Below are 23890 nucleotides of genomic sequence, written 5' to 3'. Positions count from 1 at the left end.
AAATAAGTACGCCCTCCCAGGATTAAAAAATTGTTAGGACAAATAGTCGCATGTGATTTACGACAAGGCAATACGGAAAAAATACGGGAAGCCCAGATTAAAAACGAGAATCACCGACGCCACTCGCTTTTCCCGGGACTCCTTGGACAATTATCGAGGCAAAAACAGGAAATCCCACCTTGCCCCCGGGACGGAATGGCCATTCCCGACACGCGGTTTTCGTTCCTGCCGAAAAGGAGTCGATAAGCCGACAGGCAGCCAGGGAAGAAAAAACGCATTACCGGTTTACGGAACAACTGTTATAGAGTAAATGTACTTGTTTCGTTTTCCTGTTACACCAGACTTGCCTGGTGGAGTGATTTTCAAGATTACCAGTACCGGAGACAAACCAAATGGGAGAGAATTACTTTAACACCTTACCGCTGCGTCTGCAGCTTGAAGAACTGGGCCAGTGCCGTTTCATGGACGCTTCCGAGTTTAACGGGGTAAAGGCCCTGAAGGGCAAAAAGATCGTCATCGTCGGCTGCGGCGCCCAGGGACTGCACCAGGGGCTCAACCTCCGGGACAGCGGTCTTGATGTCTCCTACGCCTTGCGGGAAGAGGCGATCAAGACCAAGCGCCAGTCTTACAAAAACGCCTCTGGCAACGGCTTTGCCGTGGGCACCTTCGAAGAACTGATCCCCAAGGCCGATCTGGTCATCAACCTCACCCCTGACAAACAGCATACCAAGGTGATCACCACGGTCATGCCCCTGATGAAAAAGGGTGCCGCGCTCTCCTACTCCCACGGCTTCAACATCGTGGAGGAAGGCATGCAGATCCGCAAAGACATCACCGTGATCATGGTCGCCCCCAAATCACCGGGAACCGAGGTGCGGGAGGAGTATAAACGCGGCTTCGGCGTGCCCACCCTGATTGCGGTGCACCGCCAGAACGACCCCAAGGGCATCGGCTGGGATCTGGCCAAGGCGTATGCCTGCGGTACCGGCGGCGACCGGGCCGGCGTACTGGAGTCCTCCTTTGTCGCGGAGGTGAAGTCCGACCTGATGGGAGAGCAGACCATCCTCTGCGGCATGCTCCAGGCCGGTTCCCTGCTCTGCTACGACAAAATGATCGAAAAAGGCATCGAGAGCGGCTATGCATCCAAACTGGTCCAGTTCGGCTGGGAAACCATCACCGAGGCCCTGAAACACGGCGGCATCACCAACATGATGGACCGCCTTTCAAATCCGGCCAAAATCAAGGCCTTCTACCTTGCCGAGGAATTGAAAGAGATCCTCACCCCGCTCTTTGAAAAGCACATGGACGACATCATGAGCGGACACTTCTCCAGGACCATGATGGAGGACTGGGCCAACAACGACAAGAATCTCCTCAAATGGCGCGCGGCCACCGCCAAAACCGCCTTTGAAAAATCGACCTCCGGCAAGATGAAGATCAGCGAGCAGGAATACTTTGACAACGGCATCCTGATGGTGGCCATGGTCAAGGCCGGCGTCGAGCTTGCCTTCGACACCATGGTTTCCGCGGGCATCAAGGAAGAGTCCGCCTACTACGAATCCCTGCACGAGGTGCCGCTCATCGCCAACACCATCGCCCGCAAGAAGCTCTATGAGATGAACGTGGTCATCTCCGACACCGCCGAGTACGGCTGCTACCTTTTCTCCCATGCCGCCGTGCCGCTGCTCAAGGGTTTCATGAAGAAGATCGACACCGACGTGATCGGCAAGGGCTTGAAGAGCAAGGATAACGGCGTGAGCAATATCGAGCTGGTCCGGGTCAACGAGGCCATCCGCTACACCGGCGTCGAAGCGATCGGCGAAGAACTGCGCTCCTACATGAGCGCCATGAAGCCCATCATCTGAGGTTCGCTCCGAAGCAGACACGACAAAGGCCGCACCGAATATCCGGGCGGCCTTTGTTTTTTCAAGAGGACACCATTCCCCCCGACGGAACGGGGTGAGCGCCGGCCTTCTCCCGGCAACAGTGGCTAGAGCTTCAGCTCCAGTCCGGCATAGATGATGTTTTCCGTATAGTCGGTGGCAGGCAGGTTCGAATCGTTCATCAGGTGCTGATAATCCAGCCGGCCGAAAAGCCGCCCGTAAAGCGGGCGCGACACCGTCACCTGAAAGGCCTGCCTGGTATCTTCCCGTTCCACGCCGATACTCTCGGTAATGTTGTCATAATCCTTGAGGTTGTACTTGTAGGCAAGCCGCAGCAGGGTTTCCTCGGCAAACACCATCTGCACGGACACCTTCAGGATCTGCCCCTGGTACTCATATTCGCTGCCGCTCGCGTTTTCATCTTCCAGCCTGTAGCCAAGCTGCAAAAAATCCTTCTGATTCTCCCGGAAAAAGTAAAACAGATCCGCGCCCAGGGAATTGTTGACCGCATCCCTCGGATTGTTCCCGCTCTGCCGGAAATCCTTGTCCAGAAAAATATAACTTCCGTGCAGATAGACCTGGGAGGTCAGCGCATAGCCGAGACCGGGCGTAAGGCCGTGCGTCTGCAAAAAACCGTCGCTGTCCAGGGTTGTGTACGAGTATGAATAGTCCAGCCCCGCCGTTGCCTTGCCGAACTCCTCTTCGCCTGCAAGGGAAAGGGTGTGGGACTGCAGATCATACTCGGAATAATCGTCATAGAGGCTCTGGTAAAAATTATACGTGATCTCCGGATTGCCGGGGAATTTTTCCCCGAAACGGTATCCGCCCTCAAGCTCGAATACGGCCGCGGTGTCGGACTGATCCGAAACCAGATCCTGCTCTTCCACGCTGAGATTGTCGTCATACTCGAAACCCGCGCCCAGAGTAAGGCTCCAATCCTTTGCCTCGCCCGCCGCAGCGGATGAGGCCGTCAGGCCCACCGCCATCAGGATGAAGGCCAGACTTCCCGCCAGTTGCTGTTCCTTGACTCGCTTCATTTGTTCCTCGTCCAAAATACCGCCGTGCGTGAAAAACGGGTTCCTCGACGGACCGGAAGCCCGCGAACAAGGCTGGATCGCCCATGTCAACAAGGGGTAACTCGTTGTCATGGGCGATCCCTCGCAGAATTTATTTCCGCGAGGGCGTGCTTGAAAAAAGCCGGGAAGGCTTTTTTCAACATCCTGCCGGAAACAGAGGGACTAATCAGGCCTTCTCATTTCCCGACGCGCCTCCTTGCCCGCCTCTCTGGCGGCGAGCTTGGCCGCCTCCTTGACCGCGTCACGGGTCGAGGCTTTCACGGAATCCTTGACCGAATCCCTGGCCGACGCCTTGACCGACGCCTTGACGGATTCCTTCACTTCACTGTGCACCTCATTGCGAATGCGCACCTGCTGCTGGTGGCGAAACCGGTTCTGCTCCTTGATCTGCGCCGCCTCCGTAACCACCGCCTCCTCCGCGGTCGAATCGGCAACCTCGGCGTCAGTCGCCGGCTCGCTCACCGTCGCCTCGGCAACCGTGCTCTCCCCGGAAAGCTCGGCAACAACCTCCTCGTCCGCCGCCTGGGTAAACCCGGCCACGGAAAGGGCAAACACACAAACCGAAAGAATACTGAAAATCTTTTTCATACTTCCCCCCTGTATCTGGTTATGGAATGAATTTTGCCGCGAACCGGCGGGTACGGCAAGGCTCGCGGCCGCGGTTATCGCCACCGGACCGATGGGCGATATGGGGTTAAACGGGGGGGTGCGGAGAATGGTTCCAAAGAAATTCGCCGGGCAGGAGAAAAAGCCGGTTTCAGGAGGCAAAGGTCGGGAAAAATTATTGCAGGCGGATGGAGGCGGTGCGCTCGCTGATCCCTTTGATGAGCACCTCCTTGTTGTAGGCGGCGATCACGTCGCGGCGCTTGAGCATCCCCACCACCCAACGGTTGTCCGTGGCCTCGACCACCGGAATCTCCTCCAGCCCCTTGGAATCGAAAAGGGTCATGGCGGTATAGATATTGTCGTCCGGGGTGAGCATCACCACCTTGCGGGTGCAGATATCACCCACCCTGGCGCCCAAGCGCAATTCCTCATCGTGGAGAATGCTCTTCACATCCTGCATCGAAACCATGCCGGTCATGCGACCGGTTTCGTCGATCACCGGAAAATAGAAGCTGCCCTCGGTCATGCTGAAAATCTTGAGCAGCTGGTCCACATTGGCCTGCTCGCTGATGAAATCGACATCCTCGGTAATGATCTTGCCCACCTTGATGGACTTCATCACCGCCGTTTCCCTGCCCTCGTGAATATCGATACCATCCCGGCTGAAATCCACGGTATCGATGGATTCCGGATTGAACTTGCTGGCGACCACCGTCCCGATGATGCTGCAGAGCATGATGGGGATGATGATCTGGTAGTTGCCGGTCATCTCAAAAAGCAGAAAGATGGCGGTGAGCGGCGCATGGGTCACGGAAGCGAGAAAGGCGCCGATTCCCACCGCCGCATAGGCGCCGGGATTTGCCGTGTACTCGGGCAGGAGCCGGTGCACAATATCGCCGAAAGAACCGCCGATGACGGCGCCGATGAAAAGCGAGGGGGCAAATACGCCGCCTGCCCCGCCGGAGCCAAGGGTGATGGAGGTGGCGACGATTTTCAGGAGAACAAGTGTCAACATCACCCAGAGCACGCCGCGGCCATCCAGGATGCTCGCGATGTACTGGTAGCCGTCGCCCATGATCTGCGGAAACCCGATGGCGATCACCCCGGTGATCAGTGCCCCGAGCACGGGCTTGAGCTGGGGATGCAGTTCAAGGGCCGCAAACCGGTCCCGGATCTGATAAAAAATCTGAATATAAAAAATCGCCACAAAGCCCATGACCAGCCCCATGACCGAATAGAGGGGAACCTCGACCAGACGGTTGACAAACTGGTAGGGCGGGATCGGAAAGGCGGGCGAGACCCCGTAATAGGCGCGGGAGATAACGGTGGCCATGGCCGAAGAAATGACCAGGGCGGCGAAAGAACCGATTTCATAGGTGCCGAGCAGGACGATTTCCGCGGCAAAAAAAACACCGGCAATGGGCGCGTTGAACATGGCGGCCACGCCGCCGGCGCAGCCTGCCGCAATAAAGACCTTCATCCTGTTGCCCGATACCCGAAAAAACTGGCCCACCTGGGAACCCACCGCGCCGCCGACCTGGGCGATGGGACCTTCAACCCCGGCGGAGCCGCCGGTACCGATGGTGAGCGAACAGGAGAGAATCTTCAGGACAATGGTCCGGAAACGGATGATACCGCCCTCAAGATTCACCTGGCGCAGAAATTTTGGAAAGCCGTACCCGTTGATCTCGCCGGGAAAGAGCAGGGAAAGCGGGATAAGAAGCAGCATGCCGCAGACAGGCAAAAGAGGCAGCAGAAGCAGGGAGAATCCACCGGCTCCTATGCCGAACAGCTCATAGCCGCGGACAAAAAAATTCTGGTGCACGAAATGCACGCAGGCGCGGAAAAGAATATTCGCTCCGCCGGCCGCAAGCCCGATGGCCACGGCAATGGCCACCATTCTAAAATTTTCGCCGGGCAGGAAATTCTTGATCTTTATATTCATGCCTTTTGGGGAACCTCGCAGCCCAACGAGGCGGCCTGGGAGAGAAAATAATCATCGGTCATGCCGGCGATGAAATCACGGACAATGGCGGCCGGTTCCTGGCCAGCGCTGTATTCCTCCGCCTGCTCCAGAAGAAACTTCCGGAAGATGGCGGAATCGCGCCGCCGCCCGCCAAGGTCCTCAAGACAGGATTCAAATAACACTCTATAGCATTTGCCTATTTTCCCGAATCCTTTCTTGATGGCCGGGTTCATATAAATGCGCTCGTAGTTGAAGGCCTTCAGCTCCCGGAGCCGATCGGAAACCTCTTCGCTGAAGGCGATGGTGTCATCGCCGGCGCCGTTGGTGATCAGGTCGGTGACCAGGCGGTAGACGATGGCCCCGTTGGTTTTACCAAAGGACTCCTGGCAGCGGACCGGGATATCCTCGCGCCTGATGAGCTTGAGTTCGATGGCGTCCTCGATGTCGCGGCCGATATAGGCTATGGTGTCCGAAAAGCGCACCACGCAACCCTCAAGGGTCATGGGAATCAAGGCCAGACCGCGGTCGTGGGCCTTGGCGTCAAGCTGGGCGTCGAATTCGGCAAAGGTCTTGGTACGCTGGGGACTGAGCGTTCGGTTGTGGATCTCACCGTCATGGCACATGATCCCGTCCAGGGTCTGCAGGCTCAGGTTCCAGCCGCGGCCCCGACGTTCGATTTTCTCCAGGAACTGGACGCTCTGCAGGTTGTGCTGAAAGGAGGGCAGCCCATGCTCGCGGCAAAGCCCGTCCAGCACCTTTTCCCCGTCGTGGCCAAAGGGAGGGTGACCGATATCGTGGCCCAGGGCGATGGCCTCGATGAGATCCTCGTTCAAGCGCAGGTAGCGGCCGATGGTCCTGGCGATCTTGGAAACAAGCTGCACATGCAGAACCCGATGGGTGATATGATCGTTCTTGACCATGTAAAAAACCTGGGTCTTGTCGATGTAGCGCGTGTAGGAACGGGAATGGAGGATGCGGTCGCCATCGGCGGAAAAGGCCTGCCGATGGTCTTTTTCCCCGGCTTCGGACTTGCGGCGAAGCGCCTGCCTGCTCAAGGCGGCAAGCGGGGACAGACGCTGGGCCTCCAGATGGTCCAGCTGCTCTTTCATGGCAAGCAATTGCGGATCGGTTGAATAATTCATGGGCTCTCTTCTTATTTCGGTTCCGGATAAGAGGAGCCATTATAGCCCAGCCTGTCCACCATAACAACCCATTGCCTTTCCAGTACTGTTTTAATGAAAAACAGCACCGCGCCTTCTGAAAATTTCCCGGTGTTATTTTTTTTCAAAATAGGCAATACTACCTAAATAGTTGATAGCCTTTTCCCGCCGCCAATGGCAATCTGTTTTTTCGCCTTCCCCGACAGAGGAATTCCGGTGCCGAACCTGAAGCCACTCACCATTGTCACCCATCCCGACTTCGCCGCCCACCAGACCGGCGGTGGCGAACATCCGGAGGTGCCGGCACGGCTCAGCACCATCGGGGAGAGGCTTGCCCTTTCCTCCCTCAAGGAACATCTGGAAACCGCCCTGCCCAGAAAGGCCGAGCGCAACTGGCTGACCAACTTTCACGAGGAGAACTACCTCTTCCGCTTCGAAGAAAGCGCCCTTTCCGGAAAAACCTTTATCGACCATCCGGACAATCAGCTCTGCTACGAATCATATGAGGTCGCCCTTCTGGCCGCCGGCGCCGGCCTCACCGCCATCGACCTGCTGGAAAAGGACAGAGAGCAGGTGTTCTGCGCGGTACGTCCCCCCGGGCACCATGCCGAGCGCAACATGGCCCTGGGCTTCTGTTTCCTGAACAACAGCGTCCTGGCGGCCCGCTACTGGCAACAGCGCCACGGCCGGAGAAAAATCGCGATCATCGACTGGGACGCGCACCACGGCAACGGCATCCAGAGCGCCTTTGAGGAAGACCCCGAGGTTTTGTACATCAGCATCCACGAACACCCTACCTACAGCTTTCCGGGCAGCGGTTACTCCGAGGAGACCGGCACCGGCAAGGGGAAAGGCTTCACCCTGAACATCCCACTGCCGCCCGGCGCCACCGACCAGCTGGTCGTCAAGGCGCTGGAACAGAAAATCCGCCCGGCCCTGGCCGACTTCCGGCCGGAACGGCTCATCGTTTCCGCGGGCTTTGACGGGCACAGGGATGACGACATGTCCGGACTTGCCTATTCCACGGAACTCTTTGCCCTCCTCGGCACGGAGATGTCTTCGCTGGCAGGCGAGTTCTGCCAGGGCAAGCTGCTCTCCATCCTGGAAGGGGGCTACCACCTGACGAGCCTGGCGGAGAGCGTCACCGCCTACCTCACCGCCCTCTGCACCCATGGCCCAAAAGAGGACTCACCATGTTCATCACCAAATACATGACCCCAAATCCGCTCACCGTTCTCCCGGAGACCCCGTTACCCGCGGTAAGAGAGCTTCTCCGGAGCGGGAAATTCCGCCACCTGCCGGTGGTGGACCAGGACGGCCGCCTGCAAGGCATCGTCACCGACCGCGATCTGCGCTCCGCCTACCCCTCTTCCGTGCTTTCCGAGGAAAAGGCCAGGGCCTGCCTGGTCGAGCTGGACCGGACTCCGGTCAGCGCCATCATGACCGGCGCCGCCTTCACCCTCACCGCGATGTCCACCCTGGACGACGCCCTCATCCTCCTCGACCGGGAAAAAATCGGGGCCATGCCCGTGGTGGACGAAGAAAAGCGGGTGATCGGCATCTTCACCACCCGCGATTTGATGGCCGCCTACCGCAGGATCTTCGGCCTGGGGGAACGGGGCAGCGCCATGGTGGTGGTCACGCACGATGGCAAACGAAAACCCCTTTCCCGCATCGCCAAGGTGCTGGAAGAGCACGACATCCGCTTCACCCGCCTGATCCGCACCGAAGGGGGAGAGGGAAAAGCGGAAAAAATCTACCTGCGGGTCAACACCTTCAACATCAGCGCCGTACACAACGCCCTGCGGGAGGCCGGTTTCACCTGCGGGGCAGGAAAAGCCACGCAGGGGGAATAATGAAGAATTCGGTAAAGTAACAAAGGAGGAGGCTCCTGCATTTCTCGTTCGCAAATTTTCATTCTTGATTTCCCGAGGACGCCCCATGCTCACACAACTCTTTGCACCCAAAACCATTGCGGTCATCGGCGCCTCGCGCACCCCGGGCAAGGTGGGCCACGACATCGTCGCCAATCTCAAGACCGGCGGGTATGAAGGCGAGATCATCCCCATCAATCCCGGGGCTGACGAGATTGCCGGCCTGCCCTGTTTCAAAAACCTGAAATCCGCCGGGAAAAAGATCGATCTCAGCATCGTCGTCCTGCCCGCCCCCTTGGTGCTGACCGCGGTCCAGGAGGCGCTGGACGCCCGGACCGGAGCGATCGTGATCATCACCGCGGGATTCAAGGAAACCGGCAAGGAGGGCGCGGAACTCGAGGCAAGAATCGCGGAACTGTGCCGAAACCGCAAGGTGCCGCTCCTCGGCCCCAACTGCCTTGGTCTGATCAACACCGAGCACAGGATGAACGCCTCCTTTGCCGCCCGCATGCCGCAACCTGGCGGCATTTCAGTGATTTCCCAATCCGGTGCCCTGTGCACCGCGATCCTGGATCTCGCCGCCGGCCGCCACCTGGGCATCGGCAAGATGGTGAGCCTGGGCAACAAGGCGCTCCTCAGCGAAGGAGATCTCCTTGTCGCCCTGGCCGCCGACGACCAGAGCCGGGTTATCATCGCCTATCTCGAAGACATCGCCTGCGGCGACGAATTTGTCAAGGCAGCCACCGAAGCGGCCACCGCCAAGCCGGTGGTCATCCTCAAGGCCGGCACCACCGCGGCCGGACAGAGGGCAGCCTCCTCCCATACCGGCGTACTGTCCGGGGCGGAGATCGCCTACGGCGCCGCCTTCAAACGCTCCGGCGTCATCCGGGCCGATACCTTCGAAGCCCTGTTCGACTACGCCACCTTGCTGGCCATGCAGCCGTTGCCCAAGGGCGACCGGGTCCTGATCATCACCAACGCAGGCGGCCCGGGCACCATGGCGGCGGACGCCGTGGAAAAGGCCGGAATGACCGTAACCAGCATCGACCGCAATACCACCACCTCCCTGCGCGCCAAGTTGCCCGCCGCAGCCAGCGTCGGCAACCCCATCGACGTTCTCGGCGATGCCGAGCCGGCCCGCTACGTGGCCGCTCTCACCGCCGCCCAGGATGATCCGGCCGTGGACGCCATCGTGGTGATCCTGACCCCGCAGGCCATGACCAAACCGGCGGAAACCGCCCGGGCCATCGCCGGTTGCCTTTCCGGTGACAAGCCGGTGGTGGCCGCCTTCATGGGCGGCGCCGATGTGATGCCCGGCCGCGACGAGCTGGTGGCGGCAGGATTGCCCGATTATCCCTCGCCGGAGCGGGCCGTGGCCGCGCTGAAGGCCATGGTGGAATACGCGGCCTGGCGTAGAAGGCCGCCTCGGATTGTCACCCGTTTTCCCGTGAACCGGCGAAGGGTGGAACGCATCATCACCAGAAGGCTCAGGACCAACCGCCTGCAGATCGGCGAGGTCAAGGCCAAGAGCATTCTCGATGCCTACGGTTTCCAGATCCCGGACGGCTACCTGGCCACCAAGGCCAGCGAAGCCGTGGAAATCGCCGAACGCATCGGTTATCCGGTGGCCATGAAGATCGTCTCTCCGGACATCATCCACAAATCGGACCTGGGCGGCGTCCGGCTCAACGTGACCAACCGCGAAGCGGTGGAGGACGCCTACGATCTCATGATGCTCCGCATCGCCCAGCGGGCGCCGGATGCCTGGATCGAGGGGATCTATGTGGAAAAAATGCTGGCCCGGGGGTTGGAGGTGATCATCGGCATGAACCGCGACCCCCAGTTCGGCCCCATGCTCATGTTCGGCCTGGGCGGCATCTTCGTCGAGGTGATGAAGGACGTCACCTTCCACCTGGCTCCCATCACCAGGGAGGAGGCCATCCAGATGCTGATGAGCACCCGCTCCTACGAGATTTTGAAGGGCAAGCGCGGCCACCGCGGCGTGGACCTGGCCGCCATCGCCACCGGCCTGCAGCGGATCAGCCAGCTCACCACCGATTTTCCCCAGATCGCGGAACTTGACATCAACCCCTTCATTGTCGGGGAGATCGGCACCGAACCGGTGGTGGCCGACGCCCGCATGACCCTGCACGCCATGGAGATCACGCCATGAACAGCGCAAACAGCTACGACAGCGACTGGCAGCGGAAGTATCAGGACATGCTGGCCACTCCCGCCCAGGCCGCGGCCCGGATCAAACCGGGACAGCGGGTCTTCATCGGCACGGCCTGCGCCGAACCGGTGCTGCTGGTCAACGCCCTCACCGAACGGGCCGGCGAACTTGCCGACGTGGAGATCATCCAGCTTCTCACCAAGGGCGACGCCCCTTACGCCAGCAGCAAGCTGGCCGACTGCTTCTCGGTGAACAGCTTCTTCATCGGCAGCAACATCCGCGAGCACATCCAGCAGGGCCTGGGCAACTACACGCCCATTCTTCTTTCCGATATTCCGACCCTTTTCAGCTCCGGCCAGCTTCCCATCGACGTTGCCCTCATCCAGGTGACGCAGCCGGACGCCCGCGGCAAGGTGAGCCTGGGGGTCTCGGTGGACATCGTGAAGAGCGCGGCGGAAAACGCCTCCCTGGTCATTGCCCAGGTAAACCCGCTGATGCCGAAAACCCTGGGCGACAGCTTTCTTGACATCTACGACCTCGATCTTCTGGTGCCGGCCGAGGCGCAGATCCTTGAGCGGGAAACCCAACCCGTTTCCGAAGACACCCGCCGCATCGGTCAGCATATCGCCGCCCTGATCGAAGACGGCTCCACCATCGAATTCGGCATCGGCCGCATCCCCCACGCCCTGGTGGAGTTCCTGACCGAGAAAAAAGACCTGGGCATCCACACGGAGATGCTCACCGATTCCATCATCGATCTGGTGGAATCGGGCGCGGTCACCGGCAACCGGAAGAGCACGGACAAGGGCCGGATCGTGGCCAGTTTCTGCATGGGCACCCAGAGGCTTTACGACTACATCGACAACAACCCTCTCTTCTGCTTCCGGCCCACCGAATACGTCAACGACTCCTACATCATCGGCAAGCAGCACAAGATGGTGGCCATCAACATGGCCCTCGAAATCGACCTCACCGGCCAGGTCTGCGCCGATTCCCTGGGCTCCCTCTTCTACTCGGGAATCGGCGGCCAGGTGGATTTCAACAGGGGCGCCTCGCGCTCCACGGCCGGCAAGGCGATCATCGCCATGGAATCCACCGCCCGGGCCGGCACCGTCTCCCGGATCGTCACCTGTCTTACCCCCGGCGCCGGCGTGGTCACCACCCGTGGCGAGGTCCATTACGTGGCCACGGAATACGGGGTCGCATACCTGCACGGCAAGAGCGTGCAGGAGCGGTCCCTGGCCCTGATCAGCATCGCCCACCCGAAATTCCGGGAGAAGCTTTTCCGGGAAGCCCTGGAGGCAAAATACCTTCGCCAGGATCTTGCCGAGGTGGAGGGCCGCTTCATGATCGCCTCCCAGGAGATGAACACCACCATGCTCCTGGAGGACGGCACCCAGATCAATTTCCGGCCGGTACATCTGACCGACGAACCGCGCATGCGGGACATCCTCTACGCGCTCTCCCAGGAAACCCTCTACTACCGCTTCATGACCCACAGCCAGCGCTTCGGTCACAAGCAGATCCAGAACTTCGTCTACATCGACCACCGCAAGGACGCGGCCATCGTCGGCACGGTCCCCGAGGCGCACGGCGAAGAGATCATCGCCATCGGCCGCTACTATCTGGATGCCAAAACCAACCGGGCCGAGGTGGCCTTTGTGATCCGCGACGAATGGCAGAACAAGCACATCGGCACCTTTCTTTTCCGCCATCTGGTCACCATTGCCAAGAGAAACGGCATTTCCGGCTTTTCCGCCGAGGTATTGCGCGACAACAAGCGGATGCAGGCCATTTTTCTCCACTGCGGGTTCAAGGTAAAAAGCAGTCTGGAGGAAGATGTTTACAGCTTTCAGATTGATTTTTAATGGGGTATCATGGCCGCGAGGGGGAAAACCAGTGGAGAGGGAGGGAGAATGCATTCTCCAGACGATGGCACGACAAACCAGATCCGCATTCTGGTGGTTGAAGACGTGGACTTCAACCTGGAAATACTCACCACCATGCTGGCCGAACGGGGCTGGCGAACGGTAGGCGCAAAAAGCGGGGAAGAGGCCTTGGCCAGGCTTTCCTCCCAACCGGATTTTCAGCTCATTCTCATGGACATCGGCCTGCCCGGCATGGATGGCATCGAAACCACGCGGAAGATCAAGGCAACCGCCGGCACCGACCGGATCCCGGTTCTCGCCCTGACCGCCGAACCCGCGGGGGAACGGGAACGCTTTCTTGCCGCTGGATTTGACGGCTATGTGGAAAAAAACTTCGATCCGGAGGCGCTCTATGCCGCCGTTGAAAAGAAACTGACCCTGAACCGGACGGGCCGGCCCCCGGCGAATGCCCTGCCGAAGGAGATGGCGGTTCCGGCCGTCCTGAACCTCGCCGTCCTGATGGGCACCTATGGCGACGAGGAGACCGTCCGGATCATCGCCAAGGCCTTTTTCAGCGACACCGGCAAGCAGATACGCCGTCTGGCCGAGGCAATGTCCCGAACGGACAGCGCGGCGGTCCTGGCCTGTTGCCACAGCATCAAGGGCTCCGCCACCATCTTCACGGCAGACGCCCTGGCGGCGCTTGCGGAGAAACTCACTCTCCTCATCCGGGCTGGCAAGAAAACCGAGGCTTTTACCCTCCATCCGGAGATACAGGAAGCCTACAACGCCCTGCGCCGCCTGACGGAACAAAAACTAAAACTGCGGCTGGATGGCTGAGAAAACCCGCTGAGTCCCGCGCCATAGGGGAATACGCCAACATTTTTTTGGCGGCGGGCACACTTCGGCGCAAGGAAGCCATGGACCCTGGTTACGGAAAAATTCTTATCGCGGACAATGCCGAATTCATCCGCATGGTGGTACGGCTTCGCCTGGAAGCAGCCGGAGTGCCGCCCAAGAACATCCATGAGGCGGAAAACGGCCGGGAAGCCTATGCGCTGCTTGAGCAGGAAGGGATAAAAAACATTCTCTCCGATTACGAGATGGATGTGCTGGACGGGATCAGCCTTGCGGCAAAACTCCTCGTCACGGAAAAACGCCGGGACCTCCGCTTTGTTCTCTTCAGCGGCACGCCCATGGAAAGGGTGCTGGCGGCGATGAGCGCCGCCGGAGTGGAAGTCCCTGTCATCAGCAAAACCCTGATCCGGCAAAGCTGGAACGCAGCCATGATCCTGCCCGGTTACTTTCCGGAACTGGCCGAAGGGCTGCGCCAGCCTCCTCCTTGACCGCGCCACCCGTCCCGCGCCGTGAGCAGTGAAAGTTCTCCTTTACCGCCCTTCCATTCTCTGCAAGAATGATTTATTTCCAGGCAGGCCAGCATCCCAACAGCAATAAGGATTCACGAACCATGAAAAGCTTTCGCAAGGAGCTTCTTTTCAACGTCCCGGGCCGCCGCGCCTTTATCAATATCACCCCGCAGGTGGAAGAGTGCCTGCGCGAATCGAAAATCAAGGAGGGGTTGATTCTGGTGAACGCCATGCACATCACCGCCTCGGTTTTCATCAATGACGATGAATCAGGCCTGCACCACGATTACGAGGTGTGGCTTGAAAAGCTTGCCCCGCACGAACCGGTTTCCCAATATCGCCACAACGGTTATGAGGACAATGCCGACGCCCATCTCAAAAGGCAGGTCATGGGCCGCGAAGTGGTGGTGGCCGTAACAAACGGCAAACTCGACTTCGGACCCTGGGAGCAGATTTTTTACGGCGAATTCGACGGCGGCCGCAAAAAAAGGGTGCTGGTAAAAATCATCGGGGAATAGCGATCACCTTGCCGGAAAGAGCGTTCACCATCCCGAATCTGTTGAGCATTCTCCGCGTTCTCATCGCGCCGCTGCTGGTCCTGGCCGCTCTTGCTGGCAACCGGCAGGCGTTTCTCCTCCTTTTCATCCTCTCGCTGTTAAGCGACGCCCTGGACGGCTTTCTTGCCCGGCGCCTTCGGCAGGTTTCCGAATGGGGGGCGAGGCTCGACAGCCTGGGCGATCTTGCCACCTACCTTGCCGCTCCCCTTGGCGTCTGGCTGCTCTGGCCAGAGCTTGTCCGTCGCGAACAGGCCTTCATCCTCCTGGGCCTGGTCGGCTTTCTGATCCCGATCATCCTCGGTTTTCTCAAATTCGGCAGCCTGACCAGCTATCACACCTGGGCGGCAAAAACCGCCGCGATCCTCCTGGGCCTCGCCACTCCGCTGCTCCTCCTCGCCGGTCCGGCCTGGCCCTTCCGGACCGCCATCCTCCTGTTTCTGCTGGCCGAACTGGAAGAGATGGCAATCACCCTGGGCCTCGAACACTGGCAGGCGAACATTCCCAGCCTCTGGCATCTGCGCCGCCAACAGCGGGAGAGAAAAAAGAAAGAGCCGCAGGCATGAAACTCTCCCACGCCATCCCCGCCGAAAAACGGCTGATCTTTGCCTGGTGCCTCTACGACTGGGCGAACTCCGCCTTCACCACCCTGGTGGTTACCTTTGTCTATGCCGCTTACTATATCCGGAATATGGCGGCCGATCCCACCGCCGGCACCACTCTCTGGGCGCGGGGCATCACCATCAGCGCGCTTCTGGTCGCCCTCCTCTCCCCCTTTCTCGGGGCCGCGGCCGACCGCCTCGGCAAGCGCCGCGCCTACCTGATTCGCGCCTCCCTCCTCTGTATGGTCGCCACCGCCCTCCTTACCTTTGTCTCCCCGGAGCTGCCCAATGCGGCGACCTGGGCACTTGCCCTTTTCATCATCGCCAATGTCGCCTTTGAACTGGGCATCGTCTTCTACAACGCCATGCTGCCCGCCGTGACCACCCCGGACAAACTGGGCGCCGTCTCCGGCTATGGCTGGGGATTCGGCTATCTTGGCGGCCTCTTCTGTCTCTGTCTGGCCGGTCTCACCCTGGTGACGGACACCCCAATCTGGCCGGTGCCCACCGAGGCAGGCTTTCAGTACCGGGCAAGCAACCTGCTGGTGGCGCTCTGGTTTCTCCTCTTCAGCCTGCCCCTGTTCCGCCTCGTTCCCCGGGAGAGCCCCGCTGGCGCCAACGACGCCCCGGTCTGCCGGCACTCCGCCCTCCGGCAAACCTGCAAGGATCTGCATCGCTATCCGAAGGTGCGGAAGTTTCTTCTTGCCCATCTCCTTTATAATGACGGGCTCGTCACCATCATCGCCTTCGGCGGCATTTACGCGGCCGGCACCTTCCAGATGCGCTTCTCCGAAGTCCTTGTCTTCGGAATCGCCTTGAACATTGCCGCCGGGCTCGGCGCCCTGCTCATGGGCAGATTGGACGATCGGCTCGGTGGCAGGACCGTCATCCTCATCAGCCTTGTCGCCCTCGCCGCCGGCAGCCTTCTTGCCGTTCTCACCCGCGACCGCTTCATGTTCTGGATCGCGGGCTGCGTCATCGGTTTTTTCACCGGACCCAACCAGTCGGCAAGCCGCTCGCTCATGGCCAGACTGACGCCGGAAAGGCACCGCGCCGAGTTTTTCGGCTTCTTCACCCTCTCGGGTAAGATCACTTCCTTCCTGGGCCCCCTGCTCCTGGGCTGGGCAACCACGTACTGGCAAAGCCAGCGGGCCGGCATGGCCACCGTTCTTCTCTTTTTTGCGGCAGGCGCCCTGCTTTTGCTCCGGGTTCCCGGCAAAGGCCGACAAAGCGCGGCTGCCGCCTAAAAACTCTTTGCAGCCCGCCTTCTTCCCGTTATATAGTAGCCAAGAAAATTCCTGAACCCGCGACAAGCAAGGCAAGGCATCCTCCATGCATTTTTTGATCATTGACGATGATACGGTGGCGCGAAACGTCTTGAAAAACCACCTGAAAACCATGTACCCGGACTGCAAGATCAGCGAGGCGCCCAATGGCGCCCAGGGGCTCTTTTATTTTTTCAAGAAGAACCCTGACCTGCTGTTTCTCGACATGCTCATGCCCCTGGTCGACGGCAGGACGGTTCTTGATGTGGTGCATGAATGTTACCGTTGTGGCAAGATCGTCAAAAAACCCAAGATCGTCCTCTGCTCCATGCTGGAAACCCGGCAGATCGACCAGATGCATCCGCTCAACGACAAATCCCTGGTGGGTGCGGTGGTGAAAAAGCCCATCACCCGCAACAAGCTGCGGGTCATCGAAGAGCTTCTCGCCCAATAGGAGGAGAAGGCCGCGCCGCCGGAAAAACAGCGTTTTTCATCCGGTTTTTTTGCTGACGCATTCCCTGATTCCACTATAATGGACTCATCCGTATAAAATTTCTCAGCACGAAAAGGAGGTTCCCCATGTCTGTCTCCCAGGCAGATTTTGCAAAGGCTCTCTCTGTCGGCAGGCCACCCAACGTGGTCAAACTTTTCCCCAACTCCAAGGCCCTGATCGTCAGCGGCAAGGTGATCGACCGCGCCCTCATGGCAAAGGGCAGGGCAATGACCATTGCCGCCAACGGCCGCAACAACTTCATCATCCGCGGCGCCCTGCTTGCCGCCCAGCGCGCCAATGCGGCGATCATCATCGAAATCGCCCGCTCCGAAGGCGGCGCCAATGCCTACTGTCCGGTCAATTACTGGAACATCGCCCGCCAGGTGGATCAGGCCATGAACGAGCTTGGCATCACCGTCCCGGTGGCCATCCATGCCGATCATTACGGCATCAAGAAGGAAGCGGATATCGATTTCGCCAAGGTGGAGATCCCCACCATCTTCGAGGCGGGAATCACCTCCATCGCCATCGATGCCTCCCATCTGCCCGACGACAAGAATCTGCTCACCAACCTGGCCCTGGCGCAGTTCGTGCCGGCCTGGGCCGGGCTGGAAACGGAGATCGGCGAGATCAAGGGCGACCAGGGCCTCTCCACCGCGGAAGAAGCGCTCTTTCTGATCCAGGGCCTGAACGCCCACAATATCTTTCCGGACTGGATCGCACTGAACAACGGCACCACCCACGGCATCGAGGAGAGCGGCCTGGGCATCCAGGTGGGTCTTACCGCCGATATCCACGCCAGACTCGCCCCCTATAAAATTTCCGGAGCCCAGCATGGCACCTCGGGCAACAGCTCGGAGCGGCTGCGGGAAATCGCCGCGAAAACCTCGACCACCAAAGCCAATGTCGCCACCGCTCTGCAGATGATCTCCTGGGGCCTTGAGGTGAACGACTACGGCAACGCCATTCTGGATGCGGAAGGCAACTTTATCAAGGTCAAGGATGCCGGGGTTACGGAAGCCATGTGGAAACAGATGGTGGAGTACGCCGAGGGCAAGGGCTGGAAAAAGGGCAACTACAAGAGCCTGAACCTGCCCTTTGAACCCAGGCTGATGGGCCAGCCGCGGGCGATCCGGGAACGGATGGCAAAACGGGTCGAGGAGTTTGTCCACAACCTGCTCGTCAATGTGTTCAACGCGCAGGATACCGCCCCCCTGGCCGTTGCCGCCATTCTGCAAAAAGGCACCTACGACATGGGGGCAAAGATCGACCGCCTCGAAGATCCGGCAAACTGGAGCGCCGCGATGATAGCCAAAAGAGCGGCCTCCCTTGACAGCGACAAGGGCCCGCAGGGAGATTTCGACGACTGAGGAAACGCCGGCAAGGAAAACCATAAAAAAAGGGGGAGCGATTGCTCCCCCTTTTTTTATGGTCCGGCTGCGTTGTTCTATATCAGGGCAGCATCTTCAGGCTCTGCACGGCATTGATGCTGCCGTTGGCGGCTGCCTTCTGATACCACTGCTTGGCTTCGGCAAGATCCTGCTTCACCCCGGCGCCGATCTCATGCATGTACCCCAGATAGTACTGGGCATCCGGGTCATTCTGGCCGGCCGCCTTCCGCCACCAGTGCACCGCCTGCTTGTCATCCTTCCTGACGCCCCGGCCAAGGCTGTACATGAAGCCGAGCCGGTACTGGGCCTTGGCATGCCCCATCTCCGCGGCCTGGGAAAAAAGCTTGAAGGCCCGGGCATGGTCCTTGGCCACCCCTTCCCCCTTGAAGAGCTTCATCCCGTCGTCATAGAGAGCCTCCTTGTCTTTTCCCATCGAAGCAGGGGACGAAGGCACCGCAACCTTGGCGACCTGCGCCTGCCTGGCGGGAGCATGCGTCTGGGCGGGCCTGGCCTTTTTCTCCTCCGGCTCGATGGTTTTCACCTCAACCGGTGTCGCCTTCGCCTCCTCCACCACCGGCGGCGGAGACGCCAACACCCTGTCCGGCTGCTGGCCGCCCTCAAGCTCAGCCTTGGCAGCGGCATTGCCCTGCTCCGCAGCGAGGGCCCACAACTTTCTCGCCTCTTCCCGGCTCTGGGCCACGCCGTCTCCTAGGCTGTACATCAGCCCCAGCCGGTACTGCGCCTCGGCATTACCTTTTTCCGCCGCCTGCCGGTAGAGCTTCGCCGCCTCGGCGGCGTCCTTGCCCATGGGATCGACGCCGTTTTCATACTTGAAGGCCTGGGCATAAAGCGACTCGGGGCCACCCTGACCGGGGCCGTTCCAGATGCGGACCGTGCCGTCCAGGCCGGCGGAAACCAGATAACGGCCGGAGACGACAAAAGAGAGGTCGGTGACCGACAGTTGATGTCCTTCGTAAAAATTCACCAGCTTGCCGCTGGCGGATTGCCAGACCAGAATCCGCTGGCTCTGGGTGGCTGCCGTCACATGGCGCCCGTCCGGAGAATAGGCCACGGCGTTGACGGCATCGAGTTCCGGATCCCGCAACACCTTCACCAGCTTGCCGGTCTCGGCATCCCAGACATGTACCGACCCGTCGCGGCTGCCGGTGACGAACTGCGTACCGTCCGGAGAATAGGCAACGCAGAGGGCCCAATCGGCATGCCCCTTGAAGGAATTGGCCAAACGGACATTCACCGCATCCCACATCTCAATGATCCCGTCCCAGTTCTCGGTGGCGACGATTTTCCTGCCGTCCGGCGACCAGGCAAGGGAAAGGATATTGTTTCCGGTCTGTTTTTCCGTGGTTTCCAGGGTGCCATACCTCAGATTCCAGATACGGAGGGTGTTGTCGTTGCTCACCGAAGCAATGCGCTTGCCGTCCGGCGACCAGGCAAGATCATTGATCAGCTGGGTATGCTCCCGCATGTCATGGAGAAGTTGGCCGTTTGCCAGATCCCAGATCTGCACGGCATGGCCACGGCGGCCGGCAACCGTAGCCGCGGCGAGAAACTGCCCGTCCGGTGAGAAGGCCAGTGCCCTGACGCTGCGCAAATCCTCGCCAAGGCTCAGCAAAGGGTTGCCGGTGCCGAGATCCCAGACCCGGATACCGCCGTCGTCGTCACCGGAGGCGATTTTCTGGCCGTCGGCGGAACAGGCAACGGCATTGATGGTATTGCTCTGATGGCCTTGCAGGATTTTGAGCAGATCAGGCGAGGTGGCCGCCGACACCAACGGCGGGAAAACGGCAAACAGAAGCGAAACCATAACCAACAGAAAACCCATGCTATTACGGCTGAAAACAACAGAACCCTGCAAAGTCATTCTTCCTCCCCCTGGTTCATGACGAATTCCCCCTTCCCTCGCCCACACCCCGGGCGCGGGCTGAAACCTGAGCCGCGACGGCAAGGCGAACCGCCAGCAGACTGTGAATAGTTTACCTGCATTTTAAGGCCCGGGACAAGCAAGAGAGTAAAAATACACAAAAAAAGGCAGACAGATTATATCAATCCGCCTGCCTTGCCCATTCTGATCCGCTCGTATTATTTACTGAAGGCGCTGCCCAGGTCCTTCACCTTGTCCACTTCCTGTTTCAGGGTAGCAACCTCTTTCACGCCGGGGATATTCTCTTCCACCAGACTCTTGCCGCCATCCTCCACATCACGCAGGCCCTTTTTAAAAGAGGTGATCGCCTTGCCAAGACCGGAGCCGAGCTCGGGAAGCTTTTTCCCGCCAAAGACCAGGAAGGCGATGCCTAAAATCACGATCAACTCTGGAGTCCCCAAGCCAAACATAACTCATCCTCCTTTGCCCGCGCCGCAATGGGCGGAATAAAAGCTGAATTCCAAATCACGCGGCCCCGGAAGCCCCGTCATCCTTTTTCTCTTCGATCTTTTCCTGCTTCGCCTCGTCTTTCGTGGCCTTCTTGAAATTTTTGATCCCCTGCCCGATTCCGGAGCCGATTTCCGGCAACTTGCCCGCCCCGAAGATGATCACGATGATCACCAGGATAACTATGAGTTCAGGCATTCCAAGTCCAAACATGATGCACTCCTTCAGATAGTAGGGCAATCGCGCGGCGCCAGAAGGCGACGCAATCACACATTGATGGAACAAATCGTATATGTACAACAAAAAAAGCAGGGAAGCAAACCTCTTTTATTTTTCCCTTGCCCCACCCCATCCAAAGGAATCCCCCACATTTCCATTGCCACAGGTAACACATTGTAATACAATCAGGCAGAATCGGTGACCACGGAGAGGAAGCAGATGCGCCAGAAAAAACAGGATACCATAACCTTCAAGGTTGACGAAACCCTTGCCGAGGCATTGAAACAGGTGCCGAACCGGTCGGAATTCATCAGAAACGCCATTCTCCATGCCCTGGAAAACGGCTGCCCTCTTTGCCAGGGCACCGGCATCCTCAGTGAAGAACAGCAAAAACACTGGGCAAAATTCCTCTCCACCCACTCCCTGGAAAAATGCAGGGAATGCAACGCCATCCATCTGGTCTGCGAGGCGGGGGAGGGCAAATGCATCCACTGAACCAACCCGGCAGCGGACGGCGGACAGCGCGGATCTTGCTCCTCCTGCCGTTTTTGCTCTCTGCCGCCTGCGGCATACTCCATCTTTCCGCCCCCGCCTGCCACGCCCGACTCGACGTCTTCGTCAGCCTGCCCCCCCAGGGGGCCATCGTTTCCCGCATCGGCGGCCCGCACGTCCGCAGCCACGTCATGGTCAAGGCCGGCCAGGACCCGCACACCTTCGAGCCCAAACCCCGCCAGGTTCAGGAGCTGGCCGGGGCCTCCCTCTACTTCACCAGCGGACTGCCCTTTGAAACACAGATCGGAGCCAAGCTCCGCGACCGGAAAAATCTCGTCATCGTCGACACCACGGCGGGCATCGCAAAGGTCACTATCGAAGACGATCACCACCACGGGCACGAAGAGGAAACAGACCCCCATGTCTGGCTTTCCCCCGGCGCCCTTGCGATCATGGCGGAAAACATCGGCAAAGCCCTCTGCGACAAGGATCCGGGCAACCAGGCGGTCTACCGGGAAAATCTGGCGTCCCTGCTCGCCGAAATCGCGCGTTGCGACAGCCGAATCAGAAAATTACTCGCCCCCCACGCAGGCCGGACCTTCTACGTTTTTCATCCCGCCTTCGGCTACTTCGCCAGGGAATACGGCCTGCGCCAGAAGGCGGTCGAGGTCGGGGGAAAATCCCCGTCGCCCAAGCAGCTAGCCGCCCTCATCCACCAGGCGAAAAGCGAGGAGGTGAAAATCATCTTTGTCCAGCCCCAGTTCGAGACCCGCAACGCCCAGGTAATCGCCAAGGCCATCGACGGCGCCGTGGTCGCCATCGACCCTCTATCCGAGGATATCCTCGACAATCTGCTCGTCATGGCCGACGAAATCGCCAAGGCGCTGCAATAAAGAAGCGGAAAGGAAAATCGCCATGTCCGCCCAGGCCGTCTCCATCAAGAATCTCTTTTTTGCATACAACGGAGTCCCGGTTCTTGAAAACGTCACCCTGGACATTCCGAACGGGGAGTCCCTCTGCATCGTCGGCCCCAACGGCGGCGGCAAAACCACGCTGATCAAATTGATCCTCGGCCTGATTGCCCCCAGTCGCGGCGAGATTGAGGTTTTGGGTGTTACACCCGAAAAGGCGCGCCTGCAGGTGGGATACGTACCCCAGTATGCCCGCTTTGACCCGCAGTTTCCGGTGACGGTGCTTGATGTGGTGCTCATGGGCCGCCTGGACAGGCTCCGCTGCTTCTCCTACCGGAAAAGCGACCGGGAGGCCGCCCGCGCCGCCCTTGACGAGATGGGCCTCGCCGACCTTTCCGGCCGCCTTTTTGCCGAAATCTCCGGTGGGCAACGGCAACGGGCGCTCATTGCCCGGGCCCTGGCCTCGACGGGCAAAATCCTGCTTCTGGACGAACCGACGGCCAATATCGACGCAGCCTCGGAAAAACATCTCTTTGAGGTGCTGGAAAAACTCAACGAACGGCTCACCGTCCTGCTGGTGACCCACGACGTGGGTTTCGCCTCGTCCTTTTTCAAAAGCATCGCCTGCGTCAACCGTCAGGTGGTGATCCACCCCACCAGCGAACTGACCGGCGAATTGATCCGCAACATGTACGGCGGCGACATCCGGATGATCCGGCATGACCACCGTTGTTCGGAAGGAGGGCACTGCGGCCATGGAATTCCTTAACGCCCTCACGGACCCGGCCATCCCCTTTTTCCGCTATGCCTTCTGCACCGGCATCCTGGCCAGCATTGCCTTCGGCATCATCGGCACCTACGTGGTGGCCCGCCGCATCTCCTACATCGCCGGCGCCATTGCCCATTGCGTTCTTGGCGGCATCGGGGCCGGCCTCTTTCTGCAGCACAAACTGGGAATCTCCTGGTTCGGCCCCTTGACCGGCGCCGTCATCGCCGCCCTGCTCGCCGCCATCATCATCGGCCTGGTGAGCATGCACGCCAACCAGCGTGAAGACACAGTGATCGGCGCCCTCTGGTCCATCGGCATGGCCCTGGGCCTGCTCTTCATCGCGAAAACCCCCGGCTACATCGAACCGATGAGCTACCTGTTCGGCAACATCCTGCTCATCGCCAAATCCGATCTCTGGCTGGTTCTGGCCCTGGATGGGCTGGTGGTGGGGACGGCCGTCCTTTTTTACCACAAGTTTCTGGCCGTCTGCTTTGACGAAGAGTATGCCCGGCTGCGCGGCATCCGCACCGACCTCTACTACCTGCTGCTCCTCTGTCTGACCGCTCTCACGGTGGTCCTGCTCGTGCGGGTGGTGGGGATCGTCATGGTCATCGCCCTGCTCACCCTGCCGGCGGCGGTGGCGAGCAGCTTCGCCAAGGGCCTGGCGCAGATGATGGCCCTGGCCTGCCTCTGCTGCCTCATCTTCATCAGCACGGGCCTTGCGGTGAGCTACAACTACGATTTGCCCAGCGGTCCCGTCATCATCGTCATCGCCGGTTTTGCCTACCTGGCGGTGCTGACCGGCAAAAAAGCATTTGCCCGCTGATACCTG

The 23890-nt window shown here is 59.7% G+C and carries 23 protein-coding genes; 16 read left to right on the top strand and 7 right to left on the bottom strand.

What is annotated here, in order from left to right; genetic code table 11:
- Positions 1-392: 392 nt before the first annotated feature.
- Positions 393-1865, top strand: coding sequence for a ketol-acid reductoisomerase (ilvC, locus tag ACUUL3_RS04595; protein WP_448555026.1), 1473 nt, complete (start codon positions 393-395; stop codon positions 1863-1865).
- Between the two features lie 125 nt (positions 1866-1990).
- Here ilvC and ACUUL3_RS04590 read toward each other — a convergent pair whose 3' ends face one another.
- From ACUUL3_RS04590 to ACUUL3_RS04575, 4 genes are all read right to left on the bottom strand, one after another.
- Positions 1991-2920: a surface lipoprotein assembly modifier gene (locus ACUUL3_RS04590; RefSeq protein ID WP_448555024.1), complete on the bottom strand. Its 930-nt coding sequence runs from the start codon at positions 2918-2920 to the stop codon at positions 1991-1993.
- A gap of 201 nt (positions 2921-3121) precedes the next feature.
- Complete coding sequence (locus ACUUL3_RS04585) at positions 3122-3547, bottom strand: hypothetical protein (protein WP_448555022.1); 426 nt, start codon at positions 3545-3547, stop codon at positions 3122-3124.
- Between the two features lie 193 nt (positions 3548-3740).
- Positions 3741-5510 carry a chloride channel protein gene (locus tag ACUUL3_RS04580; RefSeq protein WP_448555020.1) on the bottom strand — a complete coding sequence of 590 codons (1770 nt, stop codon included), beginning with the start codon at positions 5508-5510 and terminating at the stop codon, positions 3741-3743.
- Positions 5507-6673 (bottom strand): deoxyguanosinetriphosphate triphosphohydrolase family protein, encoded by a 1167-nt coding sequence (locus ACUUL3_RS04575; RefSeq protein WP_448555018.1) that lies wholly within the window; start codon positions 6671-6673, stop codon positions 5507-5509. Before ACUUL3_RS04575 ends, ACUUL3_RS04580 begins: the two co-directional genes overlap by 4 nt.
- Positions 6674-6907: 234 nt before the next feature.
- On the opposite strand from ACUUL3_RS04575, the gene ACUUL3_RS04570 reads away from it, so the two are divergent.
- The 11 genes from ACUUL3_RS04570 (at position 6908) to ACUUL3_RS04520 (ending at position 18257) form a co-directional block, all read left to right on the top strand.
- Complete coding sequence (locus ACUUL3_RS04570) at positions 6908-7906, top strand: histone deacetylase family protein (protein ID WP_448555016.1); 999 nt, start codon at positions 6908-6910, stop codon at positions 7904-7906.
- Positions 7885-8547 carry a CBS domain-containing protein gene (locus tag ACUUL3_RS04565; protein ID WP_448555014.1) on the top strand — a complete coding sequence of 221 codons (663 nt, stop codon included), beginning with the start codon at positions 7885-7887 and terminating at the stop codon, positions 8545-8547. The genes ACUUL3_RS04570 and ACUUL3_RS04565 overlap by 22 nt, the downstream gene beginning before the upstream one ends.
- Before the next feature lie 85 nt (positions 8548-8632).
- Positions 8633-10738 carry an acetate--CoA ligase family protein gene (locus ACUUL3_RS04560; RefSeq protein ID WP_448555012.1) on the top strand — a complete coding sequence of 702 codons (2106 nt, stop codon included), beginning with the start codon at positions 8633-8635 and terminating at the stop codon, positions 10736-10738.
- Positions 10735-12606: a GNAT family N-acetyltransferase gene (locus ACUUL3_RS04555; RefSeq protein WP_448555010.1), complete on the top strand. Its 1872-nt coding sequence runs from the start codon at positions 10735-10737 to the stop codon at positions 12604-12606. Before ACUUL3_RS04560 ends, ACUUL3_RS04555 begins: the two co-directional genes overlap by 4 nt.
- A gap of 48 nt (positions 12607-12654) precedes the next feature.
- Positions 12655-13446, top strand: a complete 792-nt coding sequence (locus ACUUL3_RS04550; RefSeq protein ID WP_448555008.1) for an Hpt domain-containing response regulator — start codon at positions 12655-12657, stop codon at positions 13444-13446.
- A gap of 80 nt (positions 13447-13526) precedes the next feature.
- On the top strand, positions 13527-13952 hold the full coding sequence (locus ACUUL3_RS04545) for a response regulator (protein WP_448555006.1): 426 nt from the start codon (positions 13527-13529) through the stop codon (positions 13950-13952).
- A gap of 122 nt (positions 13953-14074) precedes the next feature.
- Positions 14075-14491: a secondary thiamine-phosphate synthase enzyme YjbQ gene (locus ACUUL3_RS04540; protein WP_448555004.1), complete on the top strand. Its 417-nt coding sequence runs from the start codon at positions 14075-14077 to the stop codon at positions 14489-14491.
- Between the two features lie 8 nt (positions 14492-14499).
- Positions 14500-15093, top strand: a complete 594-nt coding sequence (locus tag ACUUL3_RS04535) for a CDP-alcohol phosphatidyltransferase family protein (protein WP_448555002.1) — start codon at positions 14500-14502, stop codon at positions 15091-15093.
- Positions 15090-16376 (top strand): MFS transporter, encoded by a 1287-nt coding sequence (locus ACUUL3_RS04530; RefSeq protein WP_448555000.1) that lies wholly within the window; start codon positions 15090-15092, stop codon positions 16374-16376. Before ACUUL3_RS04535 ends, ACUUL3_RS04530 begins: the two co-directional genes overlap by 4 nt.
- 85 nt (positions 16377-16461) lie before the next feature.
- Positions 16462-16848 carry a response regulator gene (locus ACUUL3_RS04525; protein WP_448554998.1) on the top strand — a complete coding sequence of 129 codons (387 nt, stop codon included), beginning with the start codon at positions 16462-16464 and terminating at the stop codon, positions 16846-16848.
- A 125-nt stretch (positions 16849-16973) separates the two neighbouring features.
- Entirely contained in the window at positions 16974-18257 is a 1284-nt protein-coding gene (locus ACUUL3_RS04520) for a class II fructose-bisphosphate aldolase (RefSeq protein WP_448554996.1), read from the top strand.
- Positions 18258-18339: 82 nt separating this feature from the next.
- Here ACUUL3_RS04520 and ACUUL3_RS04515 read toward each other — a convergent pair whose 3' ends face one another.
- From ACUUL3_RS04515 to tatA, 3 genes are all read right to left on the bottom strand, one after another.
- Entirely contained in the window at positions 18340-20121 is a 1782-nt protein-coding gene (locus tag ACUUL3_RS04515; RefSeq protein WP_448554994.1) for an eIF2A-related protein, read from the bottom strand.
- Between the two features lie 257 nt (positions 20122-20378).
- The gene (locus ACUUL3_RS04510; RefSeq protein ID WP_448554992.1) at positions 20379-20630 is read right to left on the bottom strand and encodes a Sec-independent protein translocase subunit TatA/TatB; all 252 of its coding nucleotides are present in this window, start codon (positions 20628-20630) and stop codon (positions 20379-20381) included.
- A gap of 55 nt (positions 20631-20685) precedes the next feature.
- Positions 20686-20880: a twin-arginine translocase TatA/TatE family subunit gene (gene tatA / locus ACUUL3_RS04505; RefSeq protein WP_448554990.1), complete on the bottom strand. Its 195-nt coding sequence runs from the start codon at positions 20878-20880 to the stop codon at positions 20686-20688.
- A gap of 225 nt (positions 20881-21105) precedes the next feature.
- Here tatA and ACUUL3_RS04500 point away from each other — a divergent pair, with 225 nt between their 5' ends.
- From ACUUL3_RS04500 to ACUUL3_RS04485, 4 genes are read left to right on the top strand one after another with little or no spacing between them, the layout of a single operon-like run.
- The gene (locus ACUUL3_RS04500) at positions 21106-21381 is read left to right on the top strand and encodes a CopG family transcriptional regulator (RefSeq protein WP_448554988.1); all 276 of its coding nucleotides are present in this window, start codon (positions 21106-21108) and stop codon (positions 21379-21381) included.
- Entirely contained in the window at positions 21369-22271 is a 903-nt protein-coding gene (locus ACUUL3_RS04495; protein WP_448554986.1) for a metal ABC transporter solute-binding protein, Zn/Mn family, read from the top strand. The genes ACUUL3_RS04500 and ACUUL3_RS04495 overlap by 13 nt, the downstream gene beginning before the upstream one ends.
- A 22-nt stretch (positions 22272-22293) precedes the next feature.
- The gene (locus ACUUL3_RS04490; protein ID WP_448554984.1) at positions 22294-23058 is read left to right on the top strand and encodes a metal ABC transporter ATP-binding protein; all 765 of its coding nucleotides are present in this window, start codon (positions 22294-22296) and stop codon (positions 23056-23058) included.
- Positions 23045-23884 (top strand): metal ABC transporter permease, encoded by an 840-nt coding sequence (locus ACUUL3_RS04485; protein ID WP_448554982.1) that lies wholly within the window; start codon positions 23045-23047, stop codon positions 23882-23884. The genes ACUUL3_RS04490 and ACUUL3_RS04485 overlap by 14 nt, the downstream gene beginning before the upstream one ends.
- Positions 23885-23890 lie beyond the last annotated feature (6 nt).

The sequence above is a fragment of the Thiovibrio sp. JS02 genome, from assembly GCF_053485635.1.
Note: the sequence above shows the minus strand (reverse complement) of the source record. Positions and strands in the feature narration are given on the sequence as shown.

Coding starts and splice junctions, on each gene's coding strand:
- ACUUL3_RS04565 (WP_448555014.1), top strand. CDS start 7,885: ATGTTCATCACCAAATACATGACCCCAAATCCGCTCACCGTTCTCCCG.
- ACUUL3_RS04545 (WP_448555006.1), top strand. CDS start 13,527: ATGGACCCTGGTTACGGAAAAATTCTTATCGCGGACAATGCCGAATTC.
- ACUUL3_RS04520 (WP_448554996.1), top strand. CDS start 16,974: ATGTCTGTCTCCCAGGCAGATTTTGCAAAGGCTCTCTCTGTCGGCAGG.
- ACUUL3_RS04485 (WP_448554982.1), top strand. CDS start 23,045: ATGGAATTCCTTAACGCCCTCACGGACCCGGCCATCCCCTTTTTCCGC.
- ACUUL3_RS04555 (WP_448555010.1), top strand. CDS start 10,735: ATGAACAGCGCAAACAGCTACGACAGCGACTGGCAGCGGAAGTATCAG.
- ACUUL3_RS04500 (WP_448554988.1), top strand. CDS start 21,106: ATGCGCCAGAAAAAACAGGATACCATAACCTTCAAGGTTGACGAAACC.
- ACUUL3_RS04530 (WP_448555000.1), top strand. CDS start 15,090: ATGAAACTCTCCCACGCCATCCCCGCCGAAAAACGGCTGATCTTTGCC.
- ilvC (WP_448555026.1), top strand. CDS start 393: ATGGGAGAGAATTACTTTAACACCTTACCGCTGCGTCTGCAGCTTGAA.
- ACUUL3_RS04495 (WP_448554986.1), top strand. CDS start 21,369: ATGCATCCACTGAACCAACCCGGCAGCGGACGGCGGACAGCGCGGATC.
- ACUUL3_RS04590 (WP_448555024.1), bottom strand. CDS start 2,920: ATGAAGCGAGTCAAGGAACAGCAACTGGCGGGAAGTCTGGCCTTCATC.
- ACUUL3_RS04490 (WP_448554984.1), top strand. CDS start 22,294: ATGTCCGCCCAGGCCGTCTCCATCAAGAATCTCTTTTTTGCATACAAC.
- ACUUL3_RS04550 (WP_448555008.1), top strand. CDS start 12,655: ATGCATTCTCCAGACGATGGCACGACAAACCAGATCCGCATTCTGGTG.
- ACUUL3_RS04540 (WP_448555004.1), top strand. CDS start 14,075: ATGAAAAGCTTTCGCAAGGAGCTTCTTTTCAACGTCCCGGGCCGCCGC.
- ACUUL3_RS04525 (WP_448554998.1), top strand. CDS start 16,462: ATGCATTTTTTGATCATTGACGATGATACGGTGGCGCGAAACGTCTTG.
- tatA (WP_448554990.1), bottom strand. CDS start 20,880: ATGTTTGGACTTGGAATGCCTGAACTCATAGTTATCCTGGTGATCATC.
- ACUUL3_RS04515 (WP_448554994.1), bottom strand. CDS start 20,121: ATGGGTTTTCTGTTGGTTATGGTTTCGCTTCTGTTTGCCGTTTTCCCG.
- ACUUL3_RS04510 (WP_448554992.1), bottom strand. CDS start 20,630: ATGTTTGGCTTGGGGACTCCAGAGTTGATCGTGATTTTAGGCATCGCC.
- ACUUL3_RS04560 (WP_448555012.1), top strand. CDS start 8,633: ATGCTCACACAACTCTTTGCACCCAAAACCATTGCGGTCATCGGCGCC.
- ACUUL3_RS04585 (WP_448555022.1), bottom strand. CDS start 3,547: ATGAAAAAGATTTTCAGTATTCTTTCGGTTTGTGTGTTTGCCCTTTCC.
- ACUUL3_RS04580 (WP_448555020.1), bottom strand. CDS start 5,510: ATGAATATAAAGATCAAGAATTTCCTGCCCGGCGAAAATTTTAGAATG.
- ACUUL3_RS04575 (WP_448555018.1), bottom strand. CDS start 6,673: ATGAATTATTCAACCGATCCGCAATTGCTTGCCATGAAAGAGCAGCTG.